The following is a 21520-nucleotide window of genomic DNA, read 5'->3' as shown; positions in this document are numbered from 1 at the left end:
CATCTGGCCGCCCAAGCGGCCGTATTACGTGCGAAACGTTGATGGGGAGAACGCAATAATGGCGGCCTTACGCCGGGGGAACGAATGCCCGCCACCAGATCCAAACGCACCAGCGCGCCCAACGATCCGGGCACGACGTTCCGCAATGGCATCGACGGACTCGCACTGAACCTGCGCAATCGTCGTGGCCAGGGCTGGGACGCGACCAGCTTCGAACAGATCGCGCACGAGATCGACCGCCTGCAGGGCCTCGCCACGCAGGTGGATCCGCAGTGGGCGAGCACGCTGTCACAACTGCGCGGGCCGATGACGGCCGCGCGCAACGCGCAACACTTCCCGGATGCCAGCGCCACCGCGTCGCTGATCGCCACCGTCGAAGGCCTGTTGCTGAAGATGACCGCGCACGGCGCCAAGCACGACGATGCGCATCCCGCGCGCAGCGAAACGCCGCCGGCCAATTACTGGCGCCGCTGGAGCGGGGATGCACCGCCCGCCGATGCCCCCGACGTGCCCGCTGCCGCGCCGTCGACCATGGAATCCTCGTCGCCTGCCGTGGCGTTGCCTCCGCTCGGCACCGGCGACGAACCGCCCTACCGCGTGCTGATCGTGGAAGACGACCGCGCCCAGGCGCTGTTCGCCGAAGGCGTGCTCAACGGCGCCGGCATCGAAGCGCTGGTGGCCTCCGAACCGCGCGACGTCATCGAAACGATGATGCGCACGCGCCCGGACCTCGTGCTGATGGACCTGCACATGCCGGGCCTGAGCGGCACCGAACTCACCGCGCTCATCCGCGAACACGAAATCTTCCTGCACACGCCGATCGTGTTCCTCACCGGCGACACCGATCCGGAAAAGCAGTACGAAGTGCTGGAATGCGGCGCGGACGACTTCCTGCAGAAGCCCATCCGCCCGCGCCACCTGGTGGCCGCGATCGAAAGCCGCGTCAAGCGCGCGCGCGCGCTCGGCAAGTCGCGCATGACCGAAGCCAGCCGCCACCCGGCGACCGGCCTGATGGCGCGTTCCCACCTGCTGCAGCGCCTCGGCGCCAGCCTGCCTTCGCCGCTGGGCGGTGGCGTGTACTTCATCGAGATCGAAGGTTCCGCCACGCTGCGCGACCGCTACGGTTACGCCAACCTCGAACGCCTGATGACGGACGCAGGCCGCCGCATCGGCGACCTCGCCGGCGCCAGCCTCGCGACGCGCCTCAACGACAACGCATTCCTCGTGTTCACGCCGGACGTGGACGACACGCGCCTGGAATCGCAGGCCCGCGTGTGGCGCGACGGCATCGCGCAACACACCTTCGACGTCGACGGCCACCCGCTGCGCCTGCGTGCGACGGTGGGTTACGCCGCCATGCGCCACGGCTTCACCGATGCGGGCACCGCGCTGGAAGCGGCGGAACTCGCCGCGCGCCAGGCGCGTTCGACGCCGATCGGCATCGCCGCGTTCGATCCGCCGGACATCGCGGCCACCAGCGATCTGTCGGATTTCCTGCGCGATGCGCTCGCCGACGATCGTTTCGAACTCATCTACCAGCCGATCGTCGCGGTCGCCGGCGGCGACGAAGCGCAATACCAGACGTTGCTGCGCATGCATGCCCCGGACGGCACGCTGCACAACGCCGCGGAAATCGTGCCGGCCGCCGAAGCCTCCGGCACCATCCACGACATCGACCGCTGGGTGCTCGAGCGCGCGCTCGACGTGCTGCAGCAACGCCGCGCCCAAGGACGCCCGGTGCGCCTGTTCGTGCCGCAATCGCCGCGCACGCTGGCGCGGGATGCCTACGCGGACTGGCTGGCCTCGGCGATCGCCGTGCGCGGGCTCGAAGGCCCCTCGCTCGTCATCGACGTGCGCCTGGGCGATGCCTTGATCCATTCGGTCACGCTGCGCCAGTTCTGCGAAGCGATGGTGCCGGCCGGCGTGCAGTTCTGCCTGAGCCAGTACGAACACAGCCCCGACGCCGATTCGCTGCTCTCGCAGTTGCCGCTCGGCTACCTGCGCCTGTCCTCGCGCTACGCGCTGGGCCAGGAAGCGGGCGCGATGCGCGATGCGATGCGCACCTCCATCGACCGCGCGCATCGCCAGGGCCTGCAGGTGATCGGGCACAGCGTCGAGGATCCGCAGGCGGCGGCGACGCTGTGGATGAGCGGCATCGACTTCATCCAGGGGAACCTCGTGCAGCAAGCGGCGAGCGAACTCGATTTCGACTTCAAGAACGCGGTGCTCTGATGCCAGATCGTGAAACGCCCAGTCGCTGGCTGACCGTCCGCTGGCTCGCCCTCGGTGCGGCCGCCGGCGCCGCGTTCTCGCTCGGCATGGACGCCTCCGGCATCCAGGGGCCCTGGCAGAACGCCGCGTTGCTGTTCGTGATCACCGCGCTCGTGGCGCTGGTCGTCGTGGTGTGGGTGATGCACCGCCGCGAAGCGCAGATGGAATTGATCGCGCAGCGCGCGCAGCGCGGGCAGGTCGAGGTCAACGCGCTGCAGCGCGAGATCCAGCGCCACCACGAACTCGAGCTCCAGCTCACCAAGGCCAAGCAGGCCGCGGAGTCGGCGGTCCTGGCGAAGGGCGAATTCCTCGCCACGATGAGCCACGAAATCCGCACGCCGCTCAACGGCATCGTGCCGATGCTCGACCTGCTGCTGCACGCGCGCCTGCTGCCCGACCAGCACGAACTGGTGCGCACCGCGTATACCTCGTCGCAGCAGTTGCTGCGCATCGTCGACGACATCCTCGACTACTCCAAGCTCGAAGCGAACAAGCTCGAACTGGAAACCACCAACTTCAACCTGCGCGACCTGCTCGAAGCGGTCATGCAGCTGATGGAACGCCCCGCCGAAGCGAAGGGCCTGCGCTTGCACCTGCACCTGGATCCCGGCGTGCGCCTGCCGGTGCGCGGCGATCCGGTCCGCCTGCGCCAGGTGCTGACCAACCTGATCAGCAATGCGGTGAAGTTCACCGAGCGCGGTTCGATTTCCATCACCGTGCGCCGCGTGGGCGAATCCACTGCGCAGCACCAGTTGCGCTTCGAAGTGCGCGACACCGGGATCGGCATCCCGGCCGATGCACAGGGGCGGTTGTTCCATGCATTCACGCAGGCCGACGCGTCCACCACGCGCCTGTACGGCGGCACGGGCCTGGGCCTTGCGATCTGCCAGCGCATCGTCGACCTGATGGGCGGCCGCATCGGCGTGCAATCCGAATCCGGCCACGGCGCCACGTTCCATTTCGAAGTGCCGCTGCTGAAAGTCCTGGGCGACATGCCCACGCGCGAAGCGGACCTCAGCGGGCAGCGCCTGTTGTTGCTGTCCACCGATGCGCGCCTGCGCAGCCGCCTGAGCATGCTGTTGCCGAACTGGGGCCTGCGCGTGACCACGGTGGAGACGACGCAGGAAGCGCTGGACCGCCTGCGCGCCGCCGCGACGCAAGGCCCGCCGTGGACCTACGGCGTGGTGCTGGCGGACCTGTCGAGCATGCGCACCACCGCGATCGCATTGCATCGCAACGTGGCGCGCACCGCGAGCTTCGGCGACGTGCGCATGGTGTACCTGGCCGGCGACGAAGAAGTGCCGCAGGAACTGCGCACCGGCGCAACGCTGCTGCCGCGCCAGGCGCCCGACGCCGAATTGCGCGCCGCGCTGTCGCGTCCCGCCTCGCGCGGCGCGGAGATCACGCAGGAAACCGCTGCGCGCTCGGATGCCCCGTCGTCGCAGAAGCATTTCCAGGCGCGCGTGCTGCTGGTCGAGGACAACCCGGTCAACCTGCTCGTCGCGCAACGCCTGCTCAGCGTGCTCGGCCTGGATTGCGATACCGCGACCAACGGCGAAGCCGCGCTCATGCGCATGCGCGATGGCCACTACGACCTGGTGCTGATGGATTGCCAGATGCCGGTGCTGGATGGTTACAGCGCCGCGCGCCGCTGGCGCGAGATCGAAAGCGCGGATCCGATGGGCCCGCACTTGCCGATCGTCGCGATGACGGCCAACGCGATGGCCGGCGATCGCCAGCGCTGCCTCGACGCAGGCATGGACGACTACCTCGCCAAGCCGGTCACGCGCGGACAACTCGAACATTGCCTGCGCCGCTGGCTGCAGGACGCCGGGAAGACGCGCGCGCCGTCGGCGGCCGCGTTCGAACGTGCGAACGCGATGGGCGATGCATTGCGCGGTGCGCCGACGCACGACACGCCCGCGATGCGTCCCTCGCAGATCAGCGCGCCGGTGGATCCGATCGACAGCATGCTCGTGAACAGCATGCCGACGCGCGCGACGAGTGCGCCCGCCGCGTCGATGCCGGATGCGATGCCGCCTTCGATGCCCTCGCCCGCCGCCGGAGCGCCCGCCATGTCGATGCCGTCCGCCAGCAAAGCCGATCCGGTCCTCGACGACAGCGCGCTCGACGAGCTCTACGCGGTCATCGGCGCCGACGCCACGCGCATCGTCAACGTGTTCCTGGAGGACGCGCCGCAGTTGCTGGCGCAGCTCGAACGCGCGGCGCTGGCGCCGGACTTCAGCGCGTTGCGCGAAGCCTCGCATTCGCTGAAGTCCTCGAGTGCCAACCTCGGCGCGATGGCATTGTCCGCCGCGGCAAAGCGCGTCGAACTCGGCGCGCGCATGGAAACGCTGGACCGCCCCGCGGTGGCGGTGGCGATCGTGACGGATGAATTCGAGAAAGCGCGCGCCGCATTGCAGGCGCGGCTGCGCGGGACGCGCCGGACGGCCGAAGCCTGAGCCGGCGCGCGTCGGGGATCATTCCTCGATCTTGGTGAGCAGGTAGTTCTGCTCGCCCAGGCGCGCGATGAGGTCGAGCTGCGTCTCGATCCAGTCGATGTGCTCTTCTTCCGAATCCAGGATGTCGGTGAACAGACGGCGGCTCACCGAGTCGCGGATGCTCTCGCAGTAGGCGATGGCTTCGCGCAGGGTAGGCAGCGCTTCCAGTTCCAGCGCGAGGTCGGCTTCCAGCAATTCCTTCGGGTTCTCGCCGATGCGCAGCTTGCCGAGCGCCTGGAAGTTCGGCAGGCCTTCGAGGAAGAGGATGCGATCGGCGAGGCGATCGGCATGCTTCATCTCGTCGATCGACTCCTTGTACTCGTGCTCGGCCAGTTCCTTCAGGCCCCAGTTCTTCAGCATCTTGCTGTGCAGGAAATACTGGTTGATCGCGGTGAGCTCGTTGAAGAGCGCCCGGTTGAGATGTTCGATGACCTTGGGGTCGCCCTTCATGCCAGTGCTCCGTGCGGGAATGCGCGGATGCTAGCGCCGACGATGCGGGCGCGACGAAACGCGATGCGTTCGCATCGGTGTCGGCAACGAGGGATGCGGCCGAGGCCGCGGAAGATCAGGCCGCTTGCAGGATCGGCAGTTCGCGGGCGTCGTCGTGCGGACGCGCGGAAGCCAGCAGTTCGGACGCGAAGTCCAGGCACGTGCCGCAGGTGGCGCCGCAGCCGGTGCGCATCGTGAGTTCGGTGATCGTCCGCACGCCCGCTTCCGCCGCTTGGCGGATGTCGCGGTCGGTGACGCCGTTGCAGATGCACACGTACATGCGGGTTCGAACCTGGAGCCGGAAGACGTGGCCTATTGTCCCCAGATGCGAATGATTGTCAATTGGCGCCGGGTTCGGAGCCCCCGCTCCGTTCAACCGTCGGGGTCCGCCGGCGCGGCCGCAGGCGGCTGCGGGGGGCGACGGGTTCCAGGCGCGGATCCTTGGCAGGCTGGGGCACCGCGGCGGCGCCCGCGATCTGGCGCGCGAACGGCGCCAGGTGCCCTAGGGCGCTGGCGTAGACGCTGCGCTTGAAGTTCACCACGTGGTCCACCGGGTACCAGAAGTCCACCCAGCGCCAGAGGTCGAATTCCGGCTTCTCGGTGAGGTCCAGCTTGAGGTCGGCTTCCTCGCCCGTGAACTGCAGCAGGTACCAGACCTGCTTCTGCCCGATGCAGACCAGCCGGTCGTTGCGGCGCACCGCGCGCTGCGGCAACCGATAACGAAGCCAGCCGGGGGTCACGCCGAGGACGGCCACGTGCTCGGGGAGCAGGCCGGTCTCTTCGCGCAGCTCGCGATACATCGCCTCCAGCGGCGTCTCGTCGGTGTTCATCCCGCCCTGCGGGAACTGCCAACCGTCGCGATGGATGCGTCGCGCCCAGAACACCCTGCCGTCGGGGTGCATGAGCACGATCCCGACATTGGGCCGATAACCGTCCGGATCGATCACGATGCGGACTCCAGAAATGCACTGCGACCGACTCTGCCACGGGGCAAGCGGAGCCACAAGCGTGGCGATCGTGCAGAGGGGGATGTCGACGGACACGGACGGCGGCATTGACGCCGCGGGTGCCGGACGGGAATAATTCGCGGCTCTCCGCGTGGCTATGTAGCTCAGCCGGTTAGAGCACAGCACTCATAATGCTGGGGTCGGTGGTTCGAGTCCACCCATAGCCACCACTACCGATACATCGAAAGGCCCGCCCCCAACCTGGGCGCGGGCGCCAGCGATCAAGTCGGCGCGAAGCCCTTGTTGGCCTTCTTTTCGTTCTTCTCCGCGCGCTTTTCCTTGATCGTCTTCGTCGGTTTCTTCTTCGTCTCTTTCTTCTTGTCCAGGCCCTTGCTCATTGCCGTGTCCTCGCTGGTTGATCGACGCGCGGGAGCATCGCACGGGGCCCCAGCCATCGCCAGCCCACGCCCCTGACGCCCATGGATATCTTCAAGACCTTCACCCTGGAAGCCGCGCACCGGTTGCCCAACGTGCCGCCCGGCCACAAGTGCGCGCGCCTGCACGGGCATTCCTTCCGCGTGGAGCTCCACGTGTCGGGCGAACCCGGCGAGCACACCGGCTGGGTGATGGATTTCGCGGACATCAAGGCCGCGTTCCGCCCGCTGTACGACCAGCTGGACCACCACTACCTCAACGACATCGACGGCCTCGACAACCCCACCAGCGAACGCCTGGCGCAGTGGATCTGGCAGCGCCTGAAGCCGTCGTTGCCGCAATTGTCGGAAGTGGTCGTGCACGAAACCTGCACCTCGGGCTGCCGCTACCGCGGCTGACGCGTCACAGCCGCAGGCGCGGGTCGATCTTCATCGGGCACAACTGGTCGATCCGCAGCTTCGCGAAGTCCGCGTGGTCCGGGTTGAGCAGCACGTTGCACTCGCCCTCGCACACCGCGCTCGGCACGCGCAGCGCCATCGACTTCTTCGAACGCGACCACGCATCGCCGATCTGCCGCACCGTGTCGCGATACGGACGATCCCGCCACTCGCTCGGCAACTCCAGTTGCGCCAGCACCGTATCGATCGGCACCGACGCGCTCGCCAGCAACAGCTGGCCCGGCGTTTCACCCTCCAGGTGCACGAGGTATTCGAGCAGCGCGGCGGCCGGCGACAGCGACACGTAGACGCCCATCGTGCGCGGCGACGTCCAGCGCCCGCCGCGATCGCTGCCGGCGCCGGAAAACGGCGTCGACGCCTGCCGCGGTTCGATCACCCGGTACACGCGCAATTCGTCCCCCGCATGCCCGGCGTGGCTGGCCGGCACCTGGGGCTGGGTGGATGTCGCCGTGATCGGGCTGGTCTGCGAAGGCGGATCGCTCGCGGGGAAGCTCTCGGCGATGGCCTCGTCGAGGCGGGCTTCTTCTTTGTCGTCGACCATGGGGTGCGCTCCTGCTGAGGGCAGAGCGTCGATCCGCGCCCGTTGCGCACGCGTGAACACCGTCGTGCACGGAAAAACGCGACCGACCCGGAAACTTTTTCCGCCACCCGCCGGCCTTGATGGGACCTACACGCCCCACTGCTACAAGCGGCCTATGAAGCACGAAAAGCTCCCCGCCGACGTCCCCGAATCTCCGCAGACGCGGATCCTGCTGTTCGACGCCGAAGGCGAAGACCGCGAGATCAAGCCCGGCGAGCTCGACCTGGCGCGCGTCTCGCAGAACGAACTGGCCTGGATCGACATCCGCGTGCACGACGCCTCGCAGATCGCCGAAGCGCTGTGCCAGTTCGGCATCGAAGGCCTGCCGCTCGCGTCGCTGATGGACCATCAAAACGGCGCGTGGTTCACGCAGCGCGACTGGTTCGGCGCGCGCGCCATCGCGCCGACGTGGGATGCCACGCACGAAACCTTTTCCGGCGCCGCGTGGCTGCTGGCCGTCGGGCCGAACGTCGTCGTCACCGTGCATCGCAGGCGCATCGCGTTCCTCGAGGATGTGTTCGCGAACGAAGACCCCGACTCGCGCGTCGGCAAGATCAGCGCCGACAGCTTCGCCGCCGCCTTGCTCGACCGGTTGCTGACGACATATTTCGACGCGGTCGATGCGTTCGAAGAACGCGTGGATCGCCTGGAAGTCGAGATCCTCGAACCGACGCTGCGCTACACCCACCTGCCTTCGCTGCGGCGCCTGCGCCGCGCGGTGTCGATCCTGCGCCGCCAGCTCAGCGCGCATCGCGAAGTCTTCGACACGTTCTCGCGCCCGGACTTCCAGCCCGACCAGGACGACAAGGTCGAGAAGCAATTCCGCTCGGTGAGCCTGCGCTACGAGCGCGCGGTGGATGCGGTGGAGAACGCGCGCGACCTGGTGGTCGGCAGTTACGAACTCCTCTCCACGCGCCTGTCGCAGCGCACGAACGAAACGATGCGCCTGCTCACGTTCGTCACCGTGCTGCTCGGCAGCCTGGCGGTGATCGCCGGCATGCTGGGCATGAACTTCCGCGCAGGCATCTTCGACACCGGCAGCGAAGGCTTCTGGACCGCGGCGGGACTGATGGCGTTGCTGGTGCTGGTGGCGCTGCTGATCGCGCGCTGGCGCGGCTGGTGGAAGTGATCCCCGCGCCCTGATGCAGCGCGGGCGGCGCACGAAGCACCGCCCGCGTTCGACTCAGGAATTGTTCGGCCCGCTGCGATCCGGCGACATCGGACCCGACGGCGTGCGCATCCCGCCCATGCCATCGCCATGCGCGATGTCGGCGCCCTGCACGTCGCGATCGCTGGCCTGCATGTTGGCCGCACTGCGCTGGCTGCGCGCCTGGCCACCCTTGCGGCCCGCTTCGCGCGCTTCCTCGGAATCGAATTCGTGCGCCACGCCCTGCGCGTGCGCCGCACGCCCGCCTTCGGCCGCGATCGCCCGCTGCCTGGCCGGATCCATCGAAGCGAAGCCGCGATTGCTGGTGCCACCACCCTGGTTGCGCTGTGCCATGTGTGTCTCTCCTTGGGGGATTGGAACGGGGTCGTCCACTGCGGTTGTTACGTGCGTTGCGCGTCCTTCACGGCCTGCAGGTGCTGCTGCAGTTTCGGTAGCGTGTTCGTGGCGAGCGAACGCACCGGTTCGCTGAGCGCGGTGTTCTTGCTCGCCGCCGTGAACGCGGCGATCGCCTTCTGGTGCTGGTCGATGTACGTGGCGAACAAGCGTCCGTCGAACGCACCGGCCTTCATGCCGGCCAACGACGCGGGTGCCTTGCCCGGCGGCGCAGGGATCGCAGGCGCGAGCGTGGCGATTTCGGTACGCAAGCCCATGTGGTCCGCATTCAACATCTGCGATACCGCCTTCGCCTTCGTGCCGCCCTGCGCCATCGCCAGCTCCGTGGTTGCGATCTCTTCTTCGTTCGAACGCACGACGTCGGCCAGGAAGGCCTTGTCCGCATCGGTGAGCATCGCGCCCGCGGCGGGCGGCATGCCGGTGGTGGTGGCCGGCGGCATGATCGCGGTCGTGGCCGGCGGCATCGTGGTCGTCACGGCCGGTGGCATCGCGGTGGTGGTTTCCATCGGGGGCGGTGTCGCCACGGCGGGCGGCAGCGCGGTGCTGGTGGCGGCGACGCCCGTGTCTTCGGGCGTGGTGCGGTTGCAGCCGCCTAGTGCGAGCCCGAGGGCGACGGCGAGCGCGGCTTGCGTGATGTGAAGACCGGTGTGGTTCCTGTCCATGCGAAATCCTCCTTTGATGGATGCATCCGACCTATCGATGCAATTGCCGTGCCGCGACCGTCCATCGCCGGAATGGGTTTCCCAGGCGGGAAACATGAACCGCCTTCACTACCGCTTTGCTTACTGCGGAGTACATCCCGCGTGGCCGCACCGCAGAGCCATCCCCCAATGCCTTCCGAGTTCACCCCCGCGCCGCCGCTTCGCTCGCCGTCGCTGCTGATCGTCGACGACGACGTCGGCTTCGTGCACGCCGCGGCGGAGATCGCGCGCCTGCAGGGCTACGAGATCACGGTGGCCGGCGAACTCGCGCAAGCGGTGAACCGCGTGAAGCAGCGCGACTTCGACATGGCGCTGGTCGACCTCGACCTCCCCGACGGCTGCGGCCTGTCGTTGCTGCGCGACGTCGACATGCTGCGCACCGATGCGGTGGTGGTGACCGGCAGCCCGAGTGTCGCGACCGCGGTGGATTCGTTCCGCAATTCGGTCGTCGATTACCTGGTCAAGCCGATTGCGCCGGACCGCCTGCGCGAACTCTTCGAAGACTGCGCCACGCGCCGTCGCGCGGAACCGCCCGCCCCGGCGCGCGCCTGGCACGACATGGTCGGCGCGTCCGATGCCTTCGTCGCCACGCGCCGCATGATCGAGAAAGTCGCGCCGAGCGATGTCTCCGTGCTCGTGCACGGCGAAAGCGGGTGCGGCAAGGAACTCATCGCGCGCGCCATCCATGCGGCGAGCGGACGCACGGGCCCCTTCGTCGCGGTGAATTGCGGCGCGGTGTCCGGCGACCTTCTGGCGAGCCAGTTGTTCGGCCACGAGAAAGGCAGCTTCACCGGCGCGGTGTCGCGCCACGGCGGTTTCCTCGAACAGGCCGCGCACGGCACGTTGTTCCTCGACGAAATCTCGGAGATGGCACCGGCGTTGCAGACGCACTTGCTGCGCGTGCTCGACTTCGGCTGTTATCGCCGGCTCGGCGGGCACGTCGATCTCCCGGTCGAAGTGCGCATCGTCTCCGCCACCAATCGCGATCCGCTCCAGGCCGTCGCCAGTGGCCGCCTGCGCGAAGACCTCTATTACCGCCTGTGCGGCTTCGCGATCCCGGTGGCGCCGTTGCGCGAACGCGGCGACGACGCACGCCTGCTCGCCGATGCCTTCCTCGCCGACCTCAACGCGCGCGGCAACACGCAATTCGCGTTCACGCCCGAATCGCGCACGCTGATCCGCGACGCGCCCTGGCCCGGCAACGTGCGCGAGTTGCGCAACGCCGTGCAGCGCGCCTACATCCTCGCCGAGGACGGACAAGTGCGCATGCCGGCACCCCAACCGATGCCGCAGCGCGCGGTGGGCGAATCCTCCGACACGATCACTTTCGCGGTCGGCACCACGTTCGAGGAAATGGAGCGCCGCATCCTGCGCAAGACGCTGCAGCACTTCGGCAACAACCGCCGTCGCGCCGCGGCGGCGCTGGGCATCACCGCGCGCACCATCCGCAATCGCCTGGCACGCGAGCGCGACTGCGCCGCCAACGAAGACGACGACAGCTGACCTCGCGGGCGCGGCGATCGCCACGCCCGCGGTACGCCTTCAGTGCGGGTCGTCCGGCCTGGACGCCAGCCCGTTCTGCACCTGCAGCTGGTTGTCGATGTTGGCCACGCCCGTCACGCCTTCGACGAGGTCTTCCGCGAGATACCGCATGCGGCGCTCGATCACCGTGCCGGTCAGCGTGACGTTGCCTGCGTTCACGTCGACCTGGATCTTGCGTGCATCGATGTCGTGGCTCTGGGTGAGCCGCTCGTGGATGTCTTCGCGGATGCGTTCGTCCGGACGCGTGTAGTCCTGCGGCCCCATGCCGCGGAACGAACGCCCGATGTCGCGCTGGTGCGTGCCGAGGTCCCAGCCGCCGCGGCTTCCGTACCCGTAACCCGGCGAGCCCGTGCCCAGGCCCATGCCGGTGCCGACGTGGAAGGGCTGGTAGCGCTGGCCGCCACCGAGGTCGAGATCGTCGTCCCAGCCGCTGGCCTCGTAGCCACGACTGTGTTCTTCCCACGTGCCGGCGCGTCGCCGCAGTTCGCGTTCGTCGCGCTCATCGCGTGCGCCGGCGTACGGCGCGCGGCCGCGTTCATCGGTGCGGTAGGCGTCGTCGTAACGCGCCGGTCCACCGCGCTGGGCCTGGCGGTCCGCATCCGGGCCCGCGCGTTGTTCGCGTTCGTTGCGCAGCCACTGCGGTTCGGAATTCCACGTATCCGGATTCTGCGCGCCGCGCAGTCCTTCCCCGCGCTGGCCTTCGCCGCGCTCCCGTTCACCCCTGCCCCATGGTTCTCGATGCTTCATGCGTTGCGCTCCTGGTCCTGGTTGCAAGCACTGCCAATGCGGAAATCCCGCACCTGCAACCACGCAATCGGCATGCCAGAACACGCGTGCGCATGCGTCCCGGAAACGCATTCCGCCTCACGCGTGGCAAACGCGGCATCCCCGAAAGTACGTCTTCCTCGGCGGCCGCCTCGCCCGACGAACCGTGCGCGTGCGCCGTCCTCACATGAATTCAACTTTCCTGAAGCTAGCGTTCCCAGCAATTTGCCCATGGGGATGGGCAACGGAGACCCACCCGTGAACAACGAAAGCCAGCCCGCCCGGCGCACACGCCGCGGCGTTTCTTCGACGCCTGTCACAGAAAGCCAGGTCGCGGTGCTCGAACCGACCGGCCTGGATCCATTGCAGCAGTTGCTTGCCGCGATGACGCAGGTGCGCGACGGCGATTTCTCCGTGCAGCTTCCCGTCCACTGGGAAGGCATCGAGGGCAAGCTCGCCGATGCGTTCAACGACATCGTGGCGCAGAACCGGCGGCTGGCGAACGACATGGCCGGCGTGGCGCGCAAGGTCGGCGGCGAAGGCCGCACGCGCCAGCGCATGCCCGCCGCCAACCGGCAGGGGCAATGGGCCGAGATGGAAGCCTCGGTCAACGGGCTGATCCGCGACATGGCGCGCCCGATCGAAACGATGACCGAAGCGATGGCGGCCGTGGCGAAGGGCGACCTCACCAAGACCGTGCCGCTCGACAGCGACGGCCGGCCGCTGCAGGGCGAGTTCCTGCGCGCCGCGCAGATCGTGAACCGCATGCTCGAGCAGATGAGCGAGTTCAGCTCGGAAGTGACGCGCGTGGCGATCGAAGTGGGTACGGCCGGCCGCCTCGGTGGCCAGGCGAAGGTGAAAGGCGTGTCGGGCGTGTGGAAGGACCTCACCGACTCGGTGAACCAGATGGCCTCCAACCTCACCGCGCAGGTGCGCAACATTTCCGAAGTGACCATCGCCGTGGCGAACGGCGACTTGTCGCGCAAGATCACCGTGGACGTGCGCGGCGAAATCCTGCAGCTGAAGGAAGCCATCAACACGATGGTGGACCAGCTGCGCGGCTTCGCCTCGGAAGTGACGCGCGTGGCGCGCGAAGTGGGTACCGAAGGCAAGCTCGGTGGCCAGGCGATCGTGCCGGGCGTGGCGGGCACGTGGAAGGACTTGACCGACTCGGTCAACGCGATGGCGTCCAACCTGACATCGCAGGTGCGCAACATCGCCGAAGTGACCACCGCGGTGGCGAAGGGCGACCTCTCGCGCAAGATCACGGTGGACGTGCGCGGCGAAATCCTGGAACTGAAGAACACCATCAACACGATGGTCGACCAGCTCAACGGCTTCGCGGCCGAAGTGGTGCGCGTGGCGCGCGAAGTGGGTACCGAAGGCAAGCTGGGTGGCCAGGCCGCGGTGCCGGACGTCGCGGGCACGTGGAAGGACCTCACCGATTCGGTGAATTCCATGGCGTCCAACCTCACCTCGCAGGTGCGCAACATCGCCGAGGTGACCACCGCGGTGGCGAAGGGCGACTTGTCGCGCAAGATCACGGTGGACGTGCGCGGCGAAATCCTGGAACTGAAGGACACCATCAACACGATGGTCGACCAGCTCAACGGCTTCGCGGCGGAAGTGACGCGCGTGGCCCGCGAAGTGGGTTCGGAAGGCCGCCTCGGTGGCCAGGCCGTCGTGCCGGGCGTCGCGGGTACGTGGGCGGACTTGACCGACTCGGTGAACGCGATGGCGTCCAACCTGACGTCGCAGGTGCGCAACATCGCCGAAGTGACGACCGCGGTGGCGAAGGGCGACTTGTCGCGCAAGATCACGGTGGACGTGCGCGGCGAAATCCTCGAGCTGAAGAACACCATCAACACGATGGTCGACCAGCTCAACGGCTTCGCGGCGGAAGTGACGCGCGTGGCGCGCGAAGTCGGTACCGAGGGCCGCCTCGGCGGCCAGGCCGTCGTGCCCGGCATCGCCGGTACGTGGAAGGACTTGACCGACAACGTCAACTCGATGGCGTCCAACCTCACCGCGCAGGTGCGCAACATCGCCGAAGTCACCACCGCGGTGGCCAAGGGCGACTTGTCGCGCAAGATCGCGGTGGACGTGCGCGGCGAGATCCTGCAGCTGAAGGAGACCTTCAACACGATGGTCGACCAGCTCAACGGCTTCGCGGCGGAAGTGACGCGCGTGGCCCGCGAGGTGGGCACCGAAGGCAAGCTCGGTGGCCAGGCGCAGGTGCCGGGCGTCGCCGGTACGTGGAAGGACTTGACCGACAACGTCAACTCGATGGCGTCCAACCTCACCACGCAGGTGCGCAACATCGCCGAAGTCGCGACCGCGGTGGCGAAGGGCGACTTGTCGCGCAAGATCGCGGTGGATGCGCAGGGCGAAATCCTGCAGCTGAAGTCCACGATCAACGTGATGGTGGACCAGCTCAACGGCTTCGCCGCGGAAGTGACGCGCGTGGCCCGCGAAGTGGGCACCGAAGGCAAGCTCGGTGGCCAGGCGCAGGTGCCGGGCGTCGCCGGTACGTGGAAGGACTTGACCGACAACGTCAACTCCATGGCGACCAACCTCACCACGCAGGTGCGCGGCATCGCGAAGGTCGTGACCGCGGTGGCCAACGGCGACCTGCACCAGAAGCTGACGGTGGAAGCGAAGGGCGAAATCGCCGAACTCGCCGACACCATCAACTCGATGACCGAGACGCTGGAAATCTTCGCCGACCAGGTGACCACCGTGGCGCGCGAAGTGGGCGTCGAAGGCCGCCTCGGCGGCCAGGCCAACGTGCCGGGCACCGCGGGCATCTGGAAGGACCTCACGGCCAACGTGAACCAGCTGGCGGCCAACCTCACCACGCAGGTGCGCGCGATCGCGGAAGTGGCCACGTCGGTGACGCAGGGCAACCTGACGCGATCGATCCAGGTGGACGTGCGCGGCGAACTCGCCGACCTGAAGGACAACATCAACGCGATGATCGGCACGTTGCGCGCAACGACCGAATCCAACCGCGAGCAGGACTGGCTGAAGACCAACCTCGCCAAGTTCTCGGGAATGATGCAGGGCCAGCGCGACCTGATCACGCTGGGCCACATGCTGCTCGGCGAACTCGCCCCGCTCGTGTACGCGCAACAGGGCGTGATGTACGTGGTGGAGACCGACGAGCGCCGCGGCCGCAACCGCCTGCGCCAGCTCGCCGGCTACGCCGATTCCGGCGAATCCGATGACGAAGCCCGCACGGTCGAATTCGGCCAGGGTCTGATCGGCCAGTGCGCCGCGCAGGCCGAGATGATCGTGCTCGACGACGTGCCCGCCGGCACCGTGCAGATCGAATCGGGATTGATCAGCGCCGTGCCGCGCAGCGTCGTGGTGCTGCCGGTGCTGTTCGAAGACCAGATCAAGGCCGTGATCGAACTGGCCTCGCTCACCGAGTTCACCCCGTCGCAGCGCGCCTTCCTCGAACAGCTGTCCGGGTCGATCGGCATCGTGCTCAACACGATCGAAGCGACGATGCGCACCGAGCGCCTGCTCTCGCAGTCGCAGCAGCTCGCCGGCGAACTCCAGTCGCAGCAGAAGGAACTGCAGCAGACCAACGAGGAAATCGCGCTCAAGGCGCAATTGCTCGCCGAGCAGAAGACCGAGGTGGAACGCAAGAACCAGGAAATCGAACAGGCCCGCCGCGCGCTGGAAGAAAAGGCGGCGGAGCTGGCGCTCACCTCGCGCTACAAGTCCGAGTTCCTCGCCAACATGTCGCACGAGCTGCGCACGCCGCTCAACTCGATCCTGATCCTCGGCCAGCAGCTGGCGGAAAACCCGGACGAGAACCTCAGCGACCGCCAGGTCGAATTCGCCAAGACCATCCACGCCGCGGGCTCCGACCTGCTGCACCTGATCAGCGACATCCTCGACCTGTCGAAGATCGAGTCGGGCACGGTCACGGTGGACAGCGAGGAGATGACCTTCTCGCACCTGCGCGAAAACATGGAACGCGGCTTCCGCCACGAAGCCGAACGCCGGCGCCTGGATTTCTCCGTCGACTTCCCGTCGGACATCGGCCGTGCGATGCACACCGATCCCAAGCGCCTGCAGCAGATCCTCAAGAACCTGCTGTCCAACGCGCTGAAGTTCACCGAGCGCGGCAGCGTGCGCCTCTCCGCGCACGTGGCCACGCATGGCTGGACCGAAGGCCACAAGGTGCTCGACAACTCGCCCACGGTCGTCGCGTTCGAAGTGACGGATACCGGCATCGGCATCTCCACCGAGAAGCAGCGCATCGTGTTCGAAGCGTTCCAGCAGGCCGACGCCGGCACGTCGCGCAAGTACGGCGGCACGGGCCTCGGCCTTGCCATCTCGCGCGAAATCGCGGGCCTGCTCGGCGGCGAACTGCGCCTGCAGAGCGCGCCCGGCAAGGGCTCGACGTTCACGCTGTACCTGCCGCTGGATTACGTCGGCTCGGGCGAGCCGATCAGCACGGTGCTGGGCAACAAGCAGTTGCAATCGGCCGCCGCGCACGCCGAGCGCGCCTTCGCCGACGTGCAGGACATCGCCGACGACCGCGACCGCCTGGATCCGCTGAAGCCCACGCTGATGGTGATCGAGGACGATCCCACCTACGCGGAGATCCTCCGCGACCTCGCGCGCTCGCGCGGCTTCCAGGTGATCGCGGCCAACCGCGGCGCCGAGGCGCTGCGGCTGGTGCGCGAGTTCCAGGTCAACGCGATCACGCTCGACATCTTCCTGCCCGACATGCTCGGCTGGACGGTGCTGGCGCGCCTGAAACAGGATTCGGCCACGCGCCACATCCCGGTGCAGATCGTCACGATCGAAGAGGAGCGCCACCACAGCATCGAACGCGGTGCGTTCTCCTACCTCGCCAAGCCGGGCTCGGCCGAGTCGATCGAACACGCGCTCGAACGCATCCGCCAGTACACGCTGCCGCGCACCAAGAAGCTGCTGATCGTGGAAGACGACGATCGCGAACGCATGAGCATCGAAGAGCTGCTGCGCCACGACGACATCGAGATCGACACCGCGCAGACCGGCGAACAGGCCATGCAGCGCCTGCTCGAAGCCGACTTCGACTGCGTGGTGCTCGACCTGCGCCTGCCCGACATGACCGGCCTGGACCTGCTGGACCGCATCCAGGACCAGCCGCGCCTGCACGAAGTGCCGATCGTGGTGTTCACCGGCAAGGAGCTCACCGCGCAGGAAGACGCACAGCTGCGCAAGGCTGCGCGCAGCGTGGTGATCAAGGGCGTCGAATCGCCGGAGCGCCTGCTCGACGAGACGTCGCTGTTCCTGCACCGCGTGATCGCCGACCTGCCGCCGCTGAAGCAGAAGATGGTGCAGCGCCTGCACGAGACCGACGATGCGCTGAAGAACAAGCGCGTGCTGGTGGTCGACGACGACGTGCGCAACATCTTCGCGCTGTCCAGCGTGCTCGAGCGCCACGGCATGAGCGTCATCACGGCCGGCACGGGCCACGAAGCCATCGAGAAAGTGGCAGAGGATCCCGATATCGACCTGGTCCTCATGGATATCATGATGCCCGGCATGGATGGATACGACACGATGCGCGCGATCCGCGGGATGCCCGATGCACGTGCGCTGCCCATCGTGGCCCTCACCGCCAAGGCGATGAAGGGCGACCGCGAGAAGTGCCTCGAGGCCGGTGCGTCCGATTACCTCGCCAAGCCCGTCGTCACGGATCAATTGCTCGGAGTGCTGCGTCAATGGCTGCACCGCTGACGCCCGTGCCCGGATCCGGCATGCAACCCGCCGGATCCGCGCCCGCCCCGGTCAACATCCTCCTCGTCGACGACCAGCCGGGGCGGCTGCTCACGTACCGCGCCATCCTCGAACCGCTCGGGGAGCGGCTCGTGGACGCCAGTTCCGGCCAGGAAGCGCTGCAGAAACTGATGCAGGAAGAGTTCGCGCTCATCCTGCTCGACGTGAACATGCCGGGCATGGACGGCTTCGAAACCGCCAGCCTGATCCACCAGCATCCCCGCTTCGAACGCACGCCGATCATCTTCGTCACCGCCGTCAACGTGTCCGACCTCGACCGCATGCGCGGTTACAAGCTCGGCGCCGTCGATTACGTGATGGTGCCGGTGATCCCGGAGATCCTGCGTTCCAAGGTGGTCGTGCTGGCGGAACTGTTCCGCAAGCGTCGCGAACTGCAGCTGGCCAACGAACGCCTGGCCGCGGCCAACGAAGCATTGCGCACCGAGAAGGCGCGCGAACTCGAACAACTCAACGAATCCCTGCGCCTGGCGAACGTCGAACTCGCCCAGCGCAACGTCGACCTGCAATCGCAGATCGGCGAACGCGCGCGCGCCGAAGCGCAGCTGCGCGAGCTGGACCGGCGCAAGGATGAATTCCTCGCCACGCTCGCGCACGAACTGCGCAATCCGCTGGCCCCGCTGCGCAATGCCGTGAGCATCCGCAAGCTCACCGGCGGCGACGATCCGCTGCAGGAAATGATGGAGCGCCAGCTTGGCCTGCTCGTGCGCCTGATCGACGACCTGCTGGACGTCGCGCGCATCAGCCGCGGCAAGCTCACGCTGAAGCCGGAGCCCACGACGTTGCAGCAGATCCTGCATGCGGCGATCGAGACGGCCTCCCCGGTGCTCGAAGCGGGCGCGCATCCCTTGCAGGTCGCGCTGCCGGAAATCGACCTGCCGATGCTCGCCGACGGCGAACGCCTGTCGCAGGTGTTCTCCAACCTGCTCAGCAACGCGGCCAAGTATTCCGACACCGGCCGGCCGATCGAGATCGAAGCGCATCGCGATGGCCGCATGGTGAGCGTGTGCGTGCACGACCGCGGCATCGGCCTGACGGCGCAGCAGACGGGTGACATCTTCGAACTGTTCGCGCAGGTGGATACGTCGATCGAACGCGCGCGCGGCGGCCTCGGCATCGGGCTGACGCTGGTGAAGCAGCTCGTCGAGATGCACGGCGGCGTCATCTCCGTGGAAAGCCCCGGCCTCGAGCAGGGGAGTACATTCCGCGTCAACCTGCCGCTCCGCGACGCCCCCGTGCTTCCCTCCCCCGCGCCCGTCGTTCCTTCCCGCCACGCGCCCGCCGGCACGCGCCGCATCCTGGTGCTCGACGACAACCGCGACGCGGCCGACACGCTGGCGATGATGCTGGAGCTGCTGGGCCACGACGTGCGCCGCCTCTACGATCCGCAGGAAGCCGTGGCGGAAGTCGAGCGCTTCAACCCCGACCTCGTGTTCCTCGACATCGGCATGCCCAACCTCAGCGGTTACGAACTTGCGCGGCGCCTGCGCGCGCAACCCGGCGGCGAAGAGCGCGTGCTCGTGGCCGTCACCGGCTGGGGCCAGCCCGACGACCGGCGTCGCACGGCAGAAGCCGGCTTCGACCACCACCTGGTCAAGCCGCCGGACCTCGATATCGTGCGCACCATCTGCGACGACGCCGTGCGGCTCAGCTGATGGGAGACGCCATGCAATCGCCGACGCAGCGGCCGTGGTTCGACCGGCTCGCGCACGACCTGCGCAGTCCGCTGACGTCCTTGCAGACCGCCGCTTACCTGATGCGCAGCGATCCGGGCGGCAGCAACACGAAGGAACTCGCCGACATCGTCGTGCGCCAGGCGCAGCGCCTGGGCAAGATGATCGAGGAACTCGACGACTGGTCGCGCGCCGAACAGGGTCGCCTGGTCGACGCGACCGAAAAGCTCGACCTCGACGGCGCGCTCGACATGGCGCTGGCCGGCGTGCAGGGCTGCATGGTGGAACCAATGCACGTCGGTGACGACGCGAAGGGCCTCACCGTACGCGCCGACGGCACGCGCTTGCCGCAGTTGTTCCGCACGATGCTGGAGCAGGTGATGGCGCGCGATGCGGATAGCGCGCGCATCACCATTGCGCGGGAAGGCGATCGCGCACTCGTGACCGTGATGGACAACGGGCCGGCGATCGCCGGCGAGGTGCGCGCCACGTTGCTGGACGGGCCGCAGATCCCGCCGCCGGACAACGGGCTGGGCCTGCGCCTGCTCATCGCGCGCGCGATCACCGAAGGCCATGGCGGCGAACTGCGCGTCATCGACGATAGCCAGTCGTCGTTCTGCCTGCGTTGCAGTTTGCCGCTCGCCTGAATGCGCGCGCGGTGACGCCGCGTCGACCACACCTTTTCTAGCCTCGGGCCTCCCCCACCACGCGCACGAGCGCAGCGAGGTCGCCATGCCGCAGGGCAGCAAAGAGGCCTACACCGACAAGCAGAAGCGCCAGGCCCAGCACATCGAAGAGGGCTACGAGAAGAAGGGCGTGCCGGACAAGGAAGCCGAGGCCCGCGCCTGGGCCACCGTCAACAAGCAGGACGGCGGCGGCAAGAAGAGCGGCTCGGGCCGCAAGACGCACCACTGACGATCATTCAAGCTTCGGCAGGCGCTGCGTCTTCGCCGAAGCGTCGTCCCAGATGCGCGCGTCGATCCGCTTCAGCGCATCGCGCAGCTTGAAGCGGTCCGGCGCGCGCAACGTCGTGAATTCATCCCACGTCACCGGCATCGCCACCGGCGCCCCGGGGCGCGCGCGCAGCGACCAGCTCGCCACCGCGGTCGCCCCGCGGCCGTTGCGCAACCAGTCGATGAAGATGCGCCCTTCGCGCTTCGCCTTGCTGGCGGTGGCGACGTAGCGCGTGGGGAAGCGCGCTTCGAAGTCGTGCGCGAAGCGATCGCAGAACGTGCGCGCCTGGTCCCACGAATAGCGCTTCGCGATCGGCACCACGAGGTGCACGCCCTTGCCGCCGGTCATGCGCGCGAAGGATTGCAGGCCGCGTTCGGCGAGCGCGTCGCGCATTTCCTTCGCGGCGGTCTTCACCTTCGGCCATGTGACGCCGGGGTCCGGGTCGAGGTCGAAGATCACGCGGTCGGGTTTTTCCAGCGACGCCACGCGCGAACCCCACGGATGGAATTCGATCACGTTCATCTGCGCGAGCGAGAGCACGCCGGCGAGGTCGTCGATCCAGGCGTACTCCGCGCGCTTGCCATCGTTCTCCGCGATTTCGACCCGATGCACGGCGGCGCCGAAGCTCGCCCCCAGGTGTTTCTGGAAGAAGCGCTCGCCTTCGATGCCGTCCGGGCAACGCACGACCGACACCAGGCGTTCGCCGGTGTCTTCGAGCAGGCGATCGGCCACGGCTTCGTAGTACGCGAAGACATCGCGCTTGGTGATCCCCACGTCGGGAAACACCACGCGATCGGGCGAGCTGAGCGTGGGCAGCGATGCGCCCTTGCGCGCCACG

General features: G+C 67.8%; 17 protein-coding genes and 1 tRNA gene. 10 read left to right on the top strand and 8 right to left on the bottom strand.

Annotated features, from left to right (window positions below; all coding sequences use genetic code 11):
- Window positions 1-84 precede the first annotated feature (84 nt).
- Window positions 85-2232, top strand: a complete 2148-nt coding sequence (locus LYSHEL_RS08250; protein ID WP_244858478.1) for an EAL domain-containing protein — start codon at window positions 85-87, stop codon at window positions 2230-2232.
- Window positions 2232-4733, top strand: a complete 2502-nt coding sequence (locus LYSHEL_RS08245) for a hybrid sensor histidine kinase/response regulator (RefSeq protein ID WP_244858477.1) — start codon at window positions 2232-2234, stop codon at window positions 4731-4733. The genes LYSHEL_RS08250 and LYSHEL_RS08245 overlap by 1 nt, the downstream gene beginning before the upstream one ends.
- 18 nt (window positions 4734-4751) lie before the next feature.
- Here the strand turns inward: LYSHEL_RS08245 and bfr are convergent, their stop codons facing one another.
- The 3 genes from bfr to LYSHEL_RS08230 all read right to left on the bottom strand — a co-directional run bounded on the left by bfr (window position 4752) and on the right by LYSHEL_RS08230 (window position 6208).
- On the bottom strand, window positions 4752-5222 hold the full coding sequence (bfr, locus tag LYSHEL_RS08240) for a bacterioferritin (protein ID WP_213433401.1): 471 nt from the start codon (window positions 5220-5222) through the stop codon (window positions 4752-4754).
- 115 nt (window positions 5223-5337) lie between these two features.
- Complete coding sequence (locus LYSHEL_RS08235) at window positions 5338-5541, bottom strand: (2Fe-2S)-binding protein (protein ID WP_213433400.1); 204 nt, start codon at window positions 5539-5541, stop codon at window positions 5338-5340.
- 58 nt (window positions 5542-5599) lie between these two features.
- Window positions 5600-6208, bottom strand: a complete 609-nt coding sequence (locus LYSHEL_RS08230; protein WP_213433399.1) for an RNA pyrophosphohydrolase — start codon at window positions 6206-6208, stop codon at window positions 5600-5602.
- 153 nt (window positions 6209-6361) lie between these two features.
- Between LYSHEL_RS08230 and LYSHEL_RS08225 the strand changes: the two genes are divergently transcribed.
- Window positions 6362-6438, top strand: a tRNA-Met gene (locus LYSHEL_RS08225).
- Between the two features lie 249 nt (window positions 6439-6687).
- Window positions 6688-7041: a 6-carboxytetrahydropterin synthase QueD gene (queD, locus tag LYSHEL_RS08220; protein ID WP_213433397.1), complete on the top strand. Its 354-nt coding sequence runs from the start codon at window positions 6688-6690 to the stop codon at window positions 7039-7041.
- A gap of 4 nt (window positions 7042-7045) precedes the next feature.
- On the opposite strand, the gene LYSHEL_RS08215 is transcribed toward queD, so the two are convergent.
- Window positions 7046-7642, bottom strand: coding sequence for an RES family NAD+ phosphorylase (locus tag LYSHEL_RS08215; RefSeq protein ID WP_213433395.1), 597 nt, complete (start codon window positions 7640-7642; stop codon window positions 7046-7048).
- 154 nt (window positions 7643-7796) lie between these two features.
- Here LYSHEL_RS08215 and LYSHEL_RS08210 point away from each other — a divergent pair, with 154 nt between their 5' ends.
- Complete coding sequence (locus LYSHEL_RS08210; RefSeq protein WP_213433393.1) at window positions 7797-8810, top strand: CorA family divalent cation transporter; 1014 nt, start codon at window positions 7797-7799, stop codon at window positions 8808-8810.
- 54 nt (window positions 8811-8864) lie between these two features.
- Here LYSHEL_RS08210 and LYSHEL_RS08205 read toward each other — a convergent pair whose 3' ends face one another.
- A complete protein-coding gene (locus tag LYSHEL_RS08205; RefSeq protein ID WP_213433392.1) occupies window positions 8865-9182 on the bottom strand; it encodes a KGG domain-containing protein in 318 nt (105 codons plus the stop codon).
- Window positions 9183-9229: 47 nt separating this feature from the next.
- Window positions 9230-9904: a DUF4142 domain-containing protein gene (locus LYSHEL_RS08200; RefSeq protein WP_213433390.1), complete on the bottom strand. Its 675-nt coding sequence runs from the start codon at window positions 9902-9904 to the stop codon at window positions 9230-9232.
- Between the two features lie 168 nt (window positions 9905-10072).
- On the opposite strand from LYSHEL_RS08200, the gene LYSHEL_RS08195 reads away from it, so the two are divergent.
- The gene (locus LYSHEL_RS08195) at window positions 10073-11446 is read left to right on the top strand and encodes a sigma-54-dependent transcriptional regulator (protein WP_213433388.1); all 1374 of its coding nucleotides are present in this window, start codon (window positions 10073-10075) and stop codon (window positions 11444-11446) included.
- A gap of 39 nt (window positions 11447-11485) precedes the next feature.
- Here the strand turns inward: LYSHEL_RS08195 and LYSHEL_RS08190 are convergent, their stop codons facing one another.
- Window positions 11486-12232 carry a BON domain-containing protein gene (locus LYSHEL_RS08190; protein WP_213433386.1) on the bottom strand — a complete coding sequence of 249 codons (747 nt, stop codon included), beginning with the start codon at window positions 12230-12232 and terminating at the stop codon, window positions 11486-11488.
- A 354-nt stretch (window positions 12233-12586) separates the two neighbouring features.
- On the opposite strand from LYSHEL_RS08190, the gene LYSHEL_RS08185 reads away from it, so the two are divergent.
- The 4 genes from LYSHEL_RS08185 to LYSHEL_RS08170 all read left to right on the top strand — a co-directional run bounded on the left by LYSHEL_RS08185 (window position 12587) and on the right by LYSHEL_RS08170 (window position 20643).
- Window positions 12587-17998 (top strand): HAMP domain-containing protein, encoded by a 5412-nt coding sequence (locus LYSHEL_RS08185; RefSeq protein WP_213433384.1) that lies wholly within the window; start codon window positions 12587-12589, stop codon window positions 17996-17998.
- Window positions 17999-18018: 20 nt separating this feature from the next.
- Complete coding sequence (locus LYSHEL_RS08180) at window positions 18019-19710, top strand: response regulator (RefSeq protein WP_213433382.1); 1692 nt, start codon at window positions 18019-18021, stop codon at window positions 19708-19710.
- 11 nt (window positions 19711-19721) lie between these two features.
- The gene (locus tag LYSHEL_RS08175) at window positions 19722-20375 is read left to right on the top strand and encodes a sensor histidine kinase (RefSeq protein ID WP_213433380.1); all 654 of its coding nucleotides are present in this window, start codon (window positions 19722-19724) and stop codon (window positions 20373-20375) included.
- An 85-nt stretch (window positions 20376-20460) separates the two neighbouring features.
- Entirely contained in the window at window positions 20461-20643 is a 183-nt protein-coding gene (locus LYSHEL_RS08170) for a hypothetical protein (protein ID WP_213433378.1), read from the top strand.
- A 3-nt stretch (window positions 20644-20646) separates the two neighbouring features.
- Here LYSHEL_RS08170 and ligD read toward each other — a convergent pair whose 3' ends face one another.
- On the bottom strand, window positions 20647-21519 hold the full coding sequence (gene ligD, locus LYSHEL_RS08165) for a non-homologous end-joining DNA ligase (protein WP_213433375.1): 873 nt from the start codon (window positions 21517-21519) through the stop codon (window positions 20647-20649).
- Window position 21520 lies beyond the last annotated feature (1 nt).

This window comes from Lysobacter helvus, from assembly GCF_018406645.1.
Classification (GTDB): domain Bacteria; phylum Pseudomonadota; class Gammaproteobacteria; order Xanthomonadales; family Xanthomonadaceae; genus Noviluteimonas; species Noviluteimonas caseinilytica.
Note: the sequence above shows the minus strand (reverse complement) of the source record. Positions and strands in the feature narration are given on the sequence as shown.

What these genes read in the sequence shown, in the direction of transcription:
- LYSHEL_RS08205 (WP_213433392.1), bottom strand. Translation starts at nt 9,182, where the DNA reads ATGGCACAGCGCAACCAGGGTGGTGGCACCAGCAATCGCGGCTTCGCT.
- LYSHEL_RS08250 (WP_244858478.1), top strand. Translation starts at nt 85, where the DNA reads ATGCCCGCCACCAGATCCAAACGCACCAGCGCGCCCAACGATCCGGGC.
- LYSHEL_RS08170 (WP_213433378.1), top strand. Translation starts at nt 20,461, where the DNA reads ATGCCGCAGGGCAGCAAAGAGGCCTACACCGACAAGCAGAAGCGCCAG.
- bfr (WP_213433401.1), bottom strand. Translation starts at nt 5,222, where the DNA reads ATGAAGGGCGACCCCAAGGTCATCGAACATCTCAACCGGGCGCTCTTC.
- LYSHEL_RS08175 (WP_213433380.1), top strand. Translation starts at nt 19,722, where the DNA reads ATGCAATCGCCGACGCAGCGGCCGTGGTTCGACCGGCTCGCGCACGAC.
- LYSHEL_RS08245 (WP_244858477.1), top strand. Translation starts at nt 2,232, where the DNA reads ATGCCAGATCGTGAAACGCCCAGTCGCTGGCTGACCGTCCGCTGGCTC.
- LYSHEL_RS08235 (WP_213433400.1), bottom strand. Translation starts at nt 5,541, where the DNA reads ATGTACGTGTGCATCTGCAACGGCGTCACCGACCGCGACATCCGCCAA.
- LYSHEL_RS08215 (WP_213433395.1), bottom strand. Translation starts at nt 7,642, where the DNA reads ATGGTCGACGACAAAGAAGAAGCCCGCCTCGACGAGGCCATCGCCGAG.
- LYSHEL_RS08190 (WP_213433386.1), bottom strand. Translation starts at nt 12,232, where the DNA reads ATGAAGCATCGAGAACCATGGGGCAGGGGTGAACGGGAGCGCGGCGAA.
- queD (WP_213433397.1), top strand. Translation starts at nt 6,688, where the DNA reads ATGGATATCTTCAAGACCTTCACCCTGGAAGCCGCGCACCGGTTGCCC.
- LYSHEL_RS08195 (WP_213433388.1), top strand. Translation starts at nt 10,073, where the DNA reads ATGCCTTCCGAGTTCACCCCCGCGCCGCCGCTTCGCTCGCCGTCGCTG.
- LYSHEL_RS08210 (WP_213433393.1), top strand. Translation starts at nt 7,797, where the DNA reads ATGAAGCACGAAAAGCTCCCCGCCGACGTCCCCGAATCTCCGCAGACG.
- LYSHEL_RS08200 (WP_213433390.1), bottom strand. Translation starts at nt 9,904, where the DNA reads ATGGACAGGAACCACACCGGTCTTCACATCACGCAAGCCGCGCTCGCC.
- LYSHEL_RS08180 (WP_213433382.1), top strand. Translation starts at nt 18,019, where the DNA reads ATGCAACCCGCCGGATCCGCGCCCGCCCCGGTCAACATCCTCCTCGTC.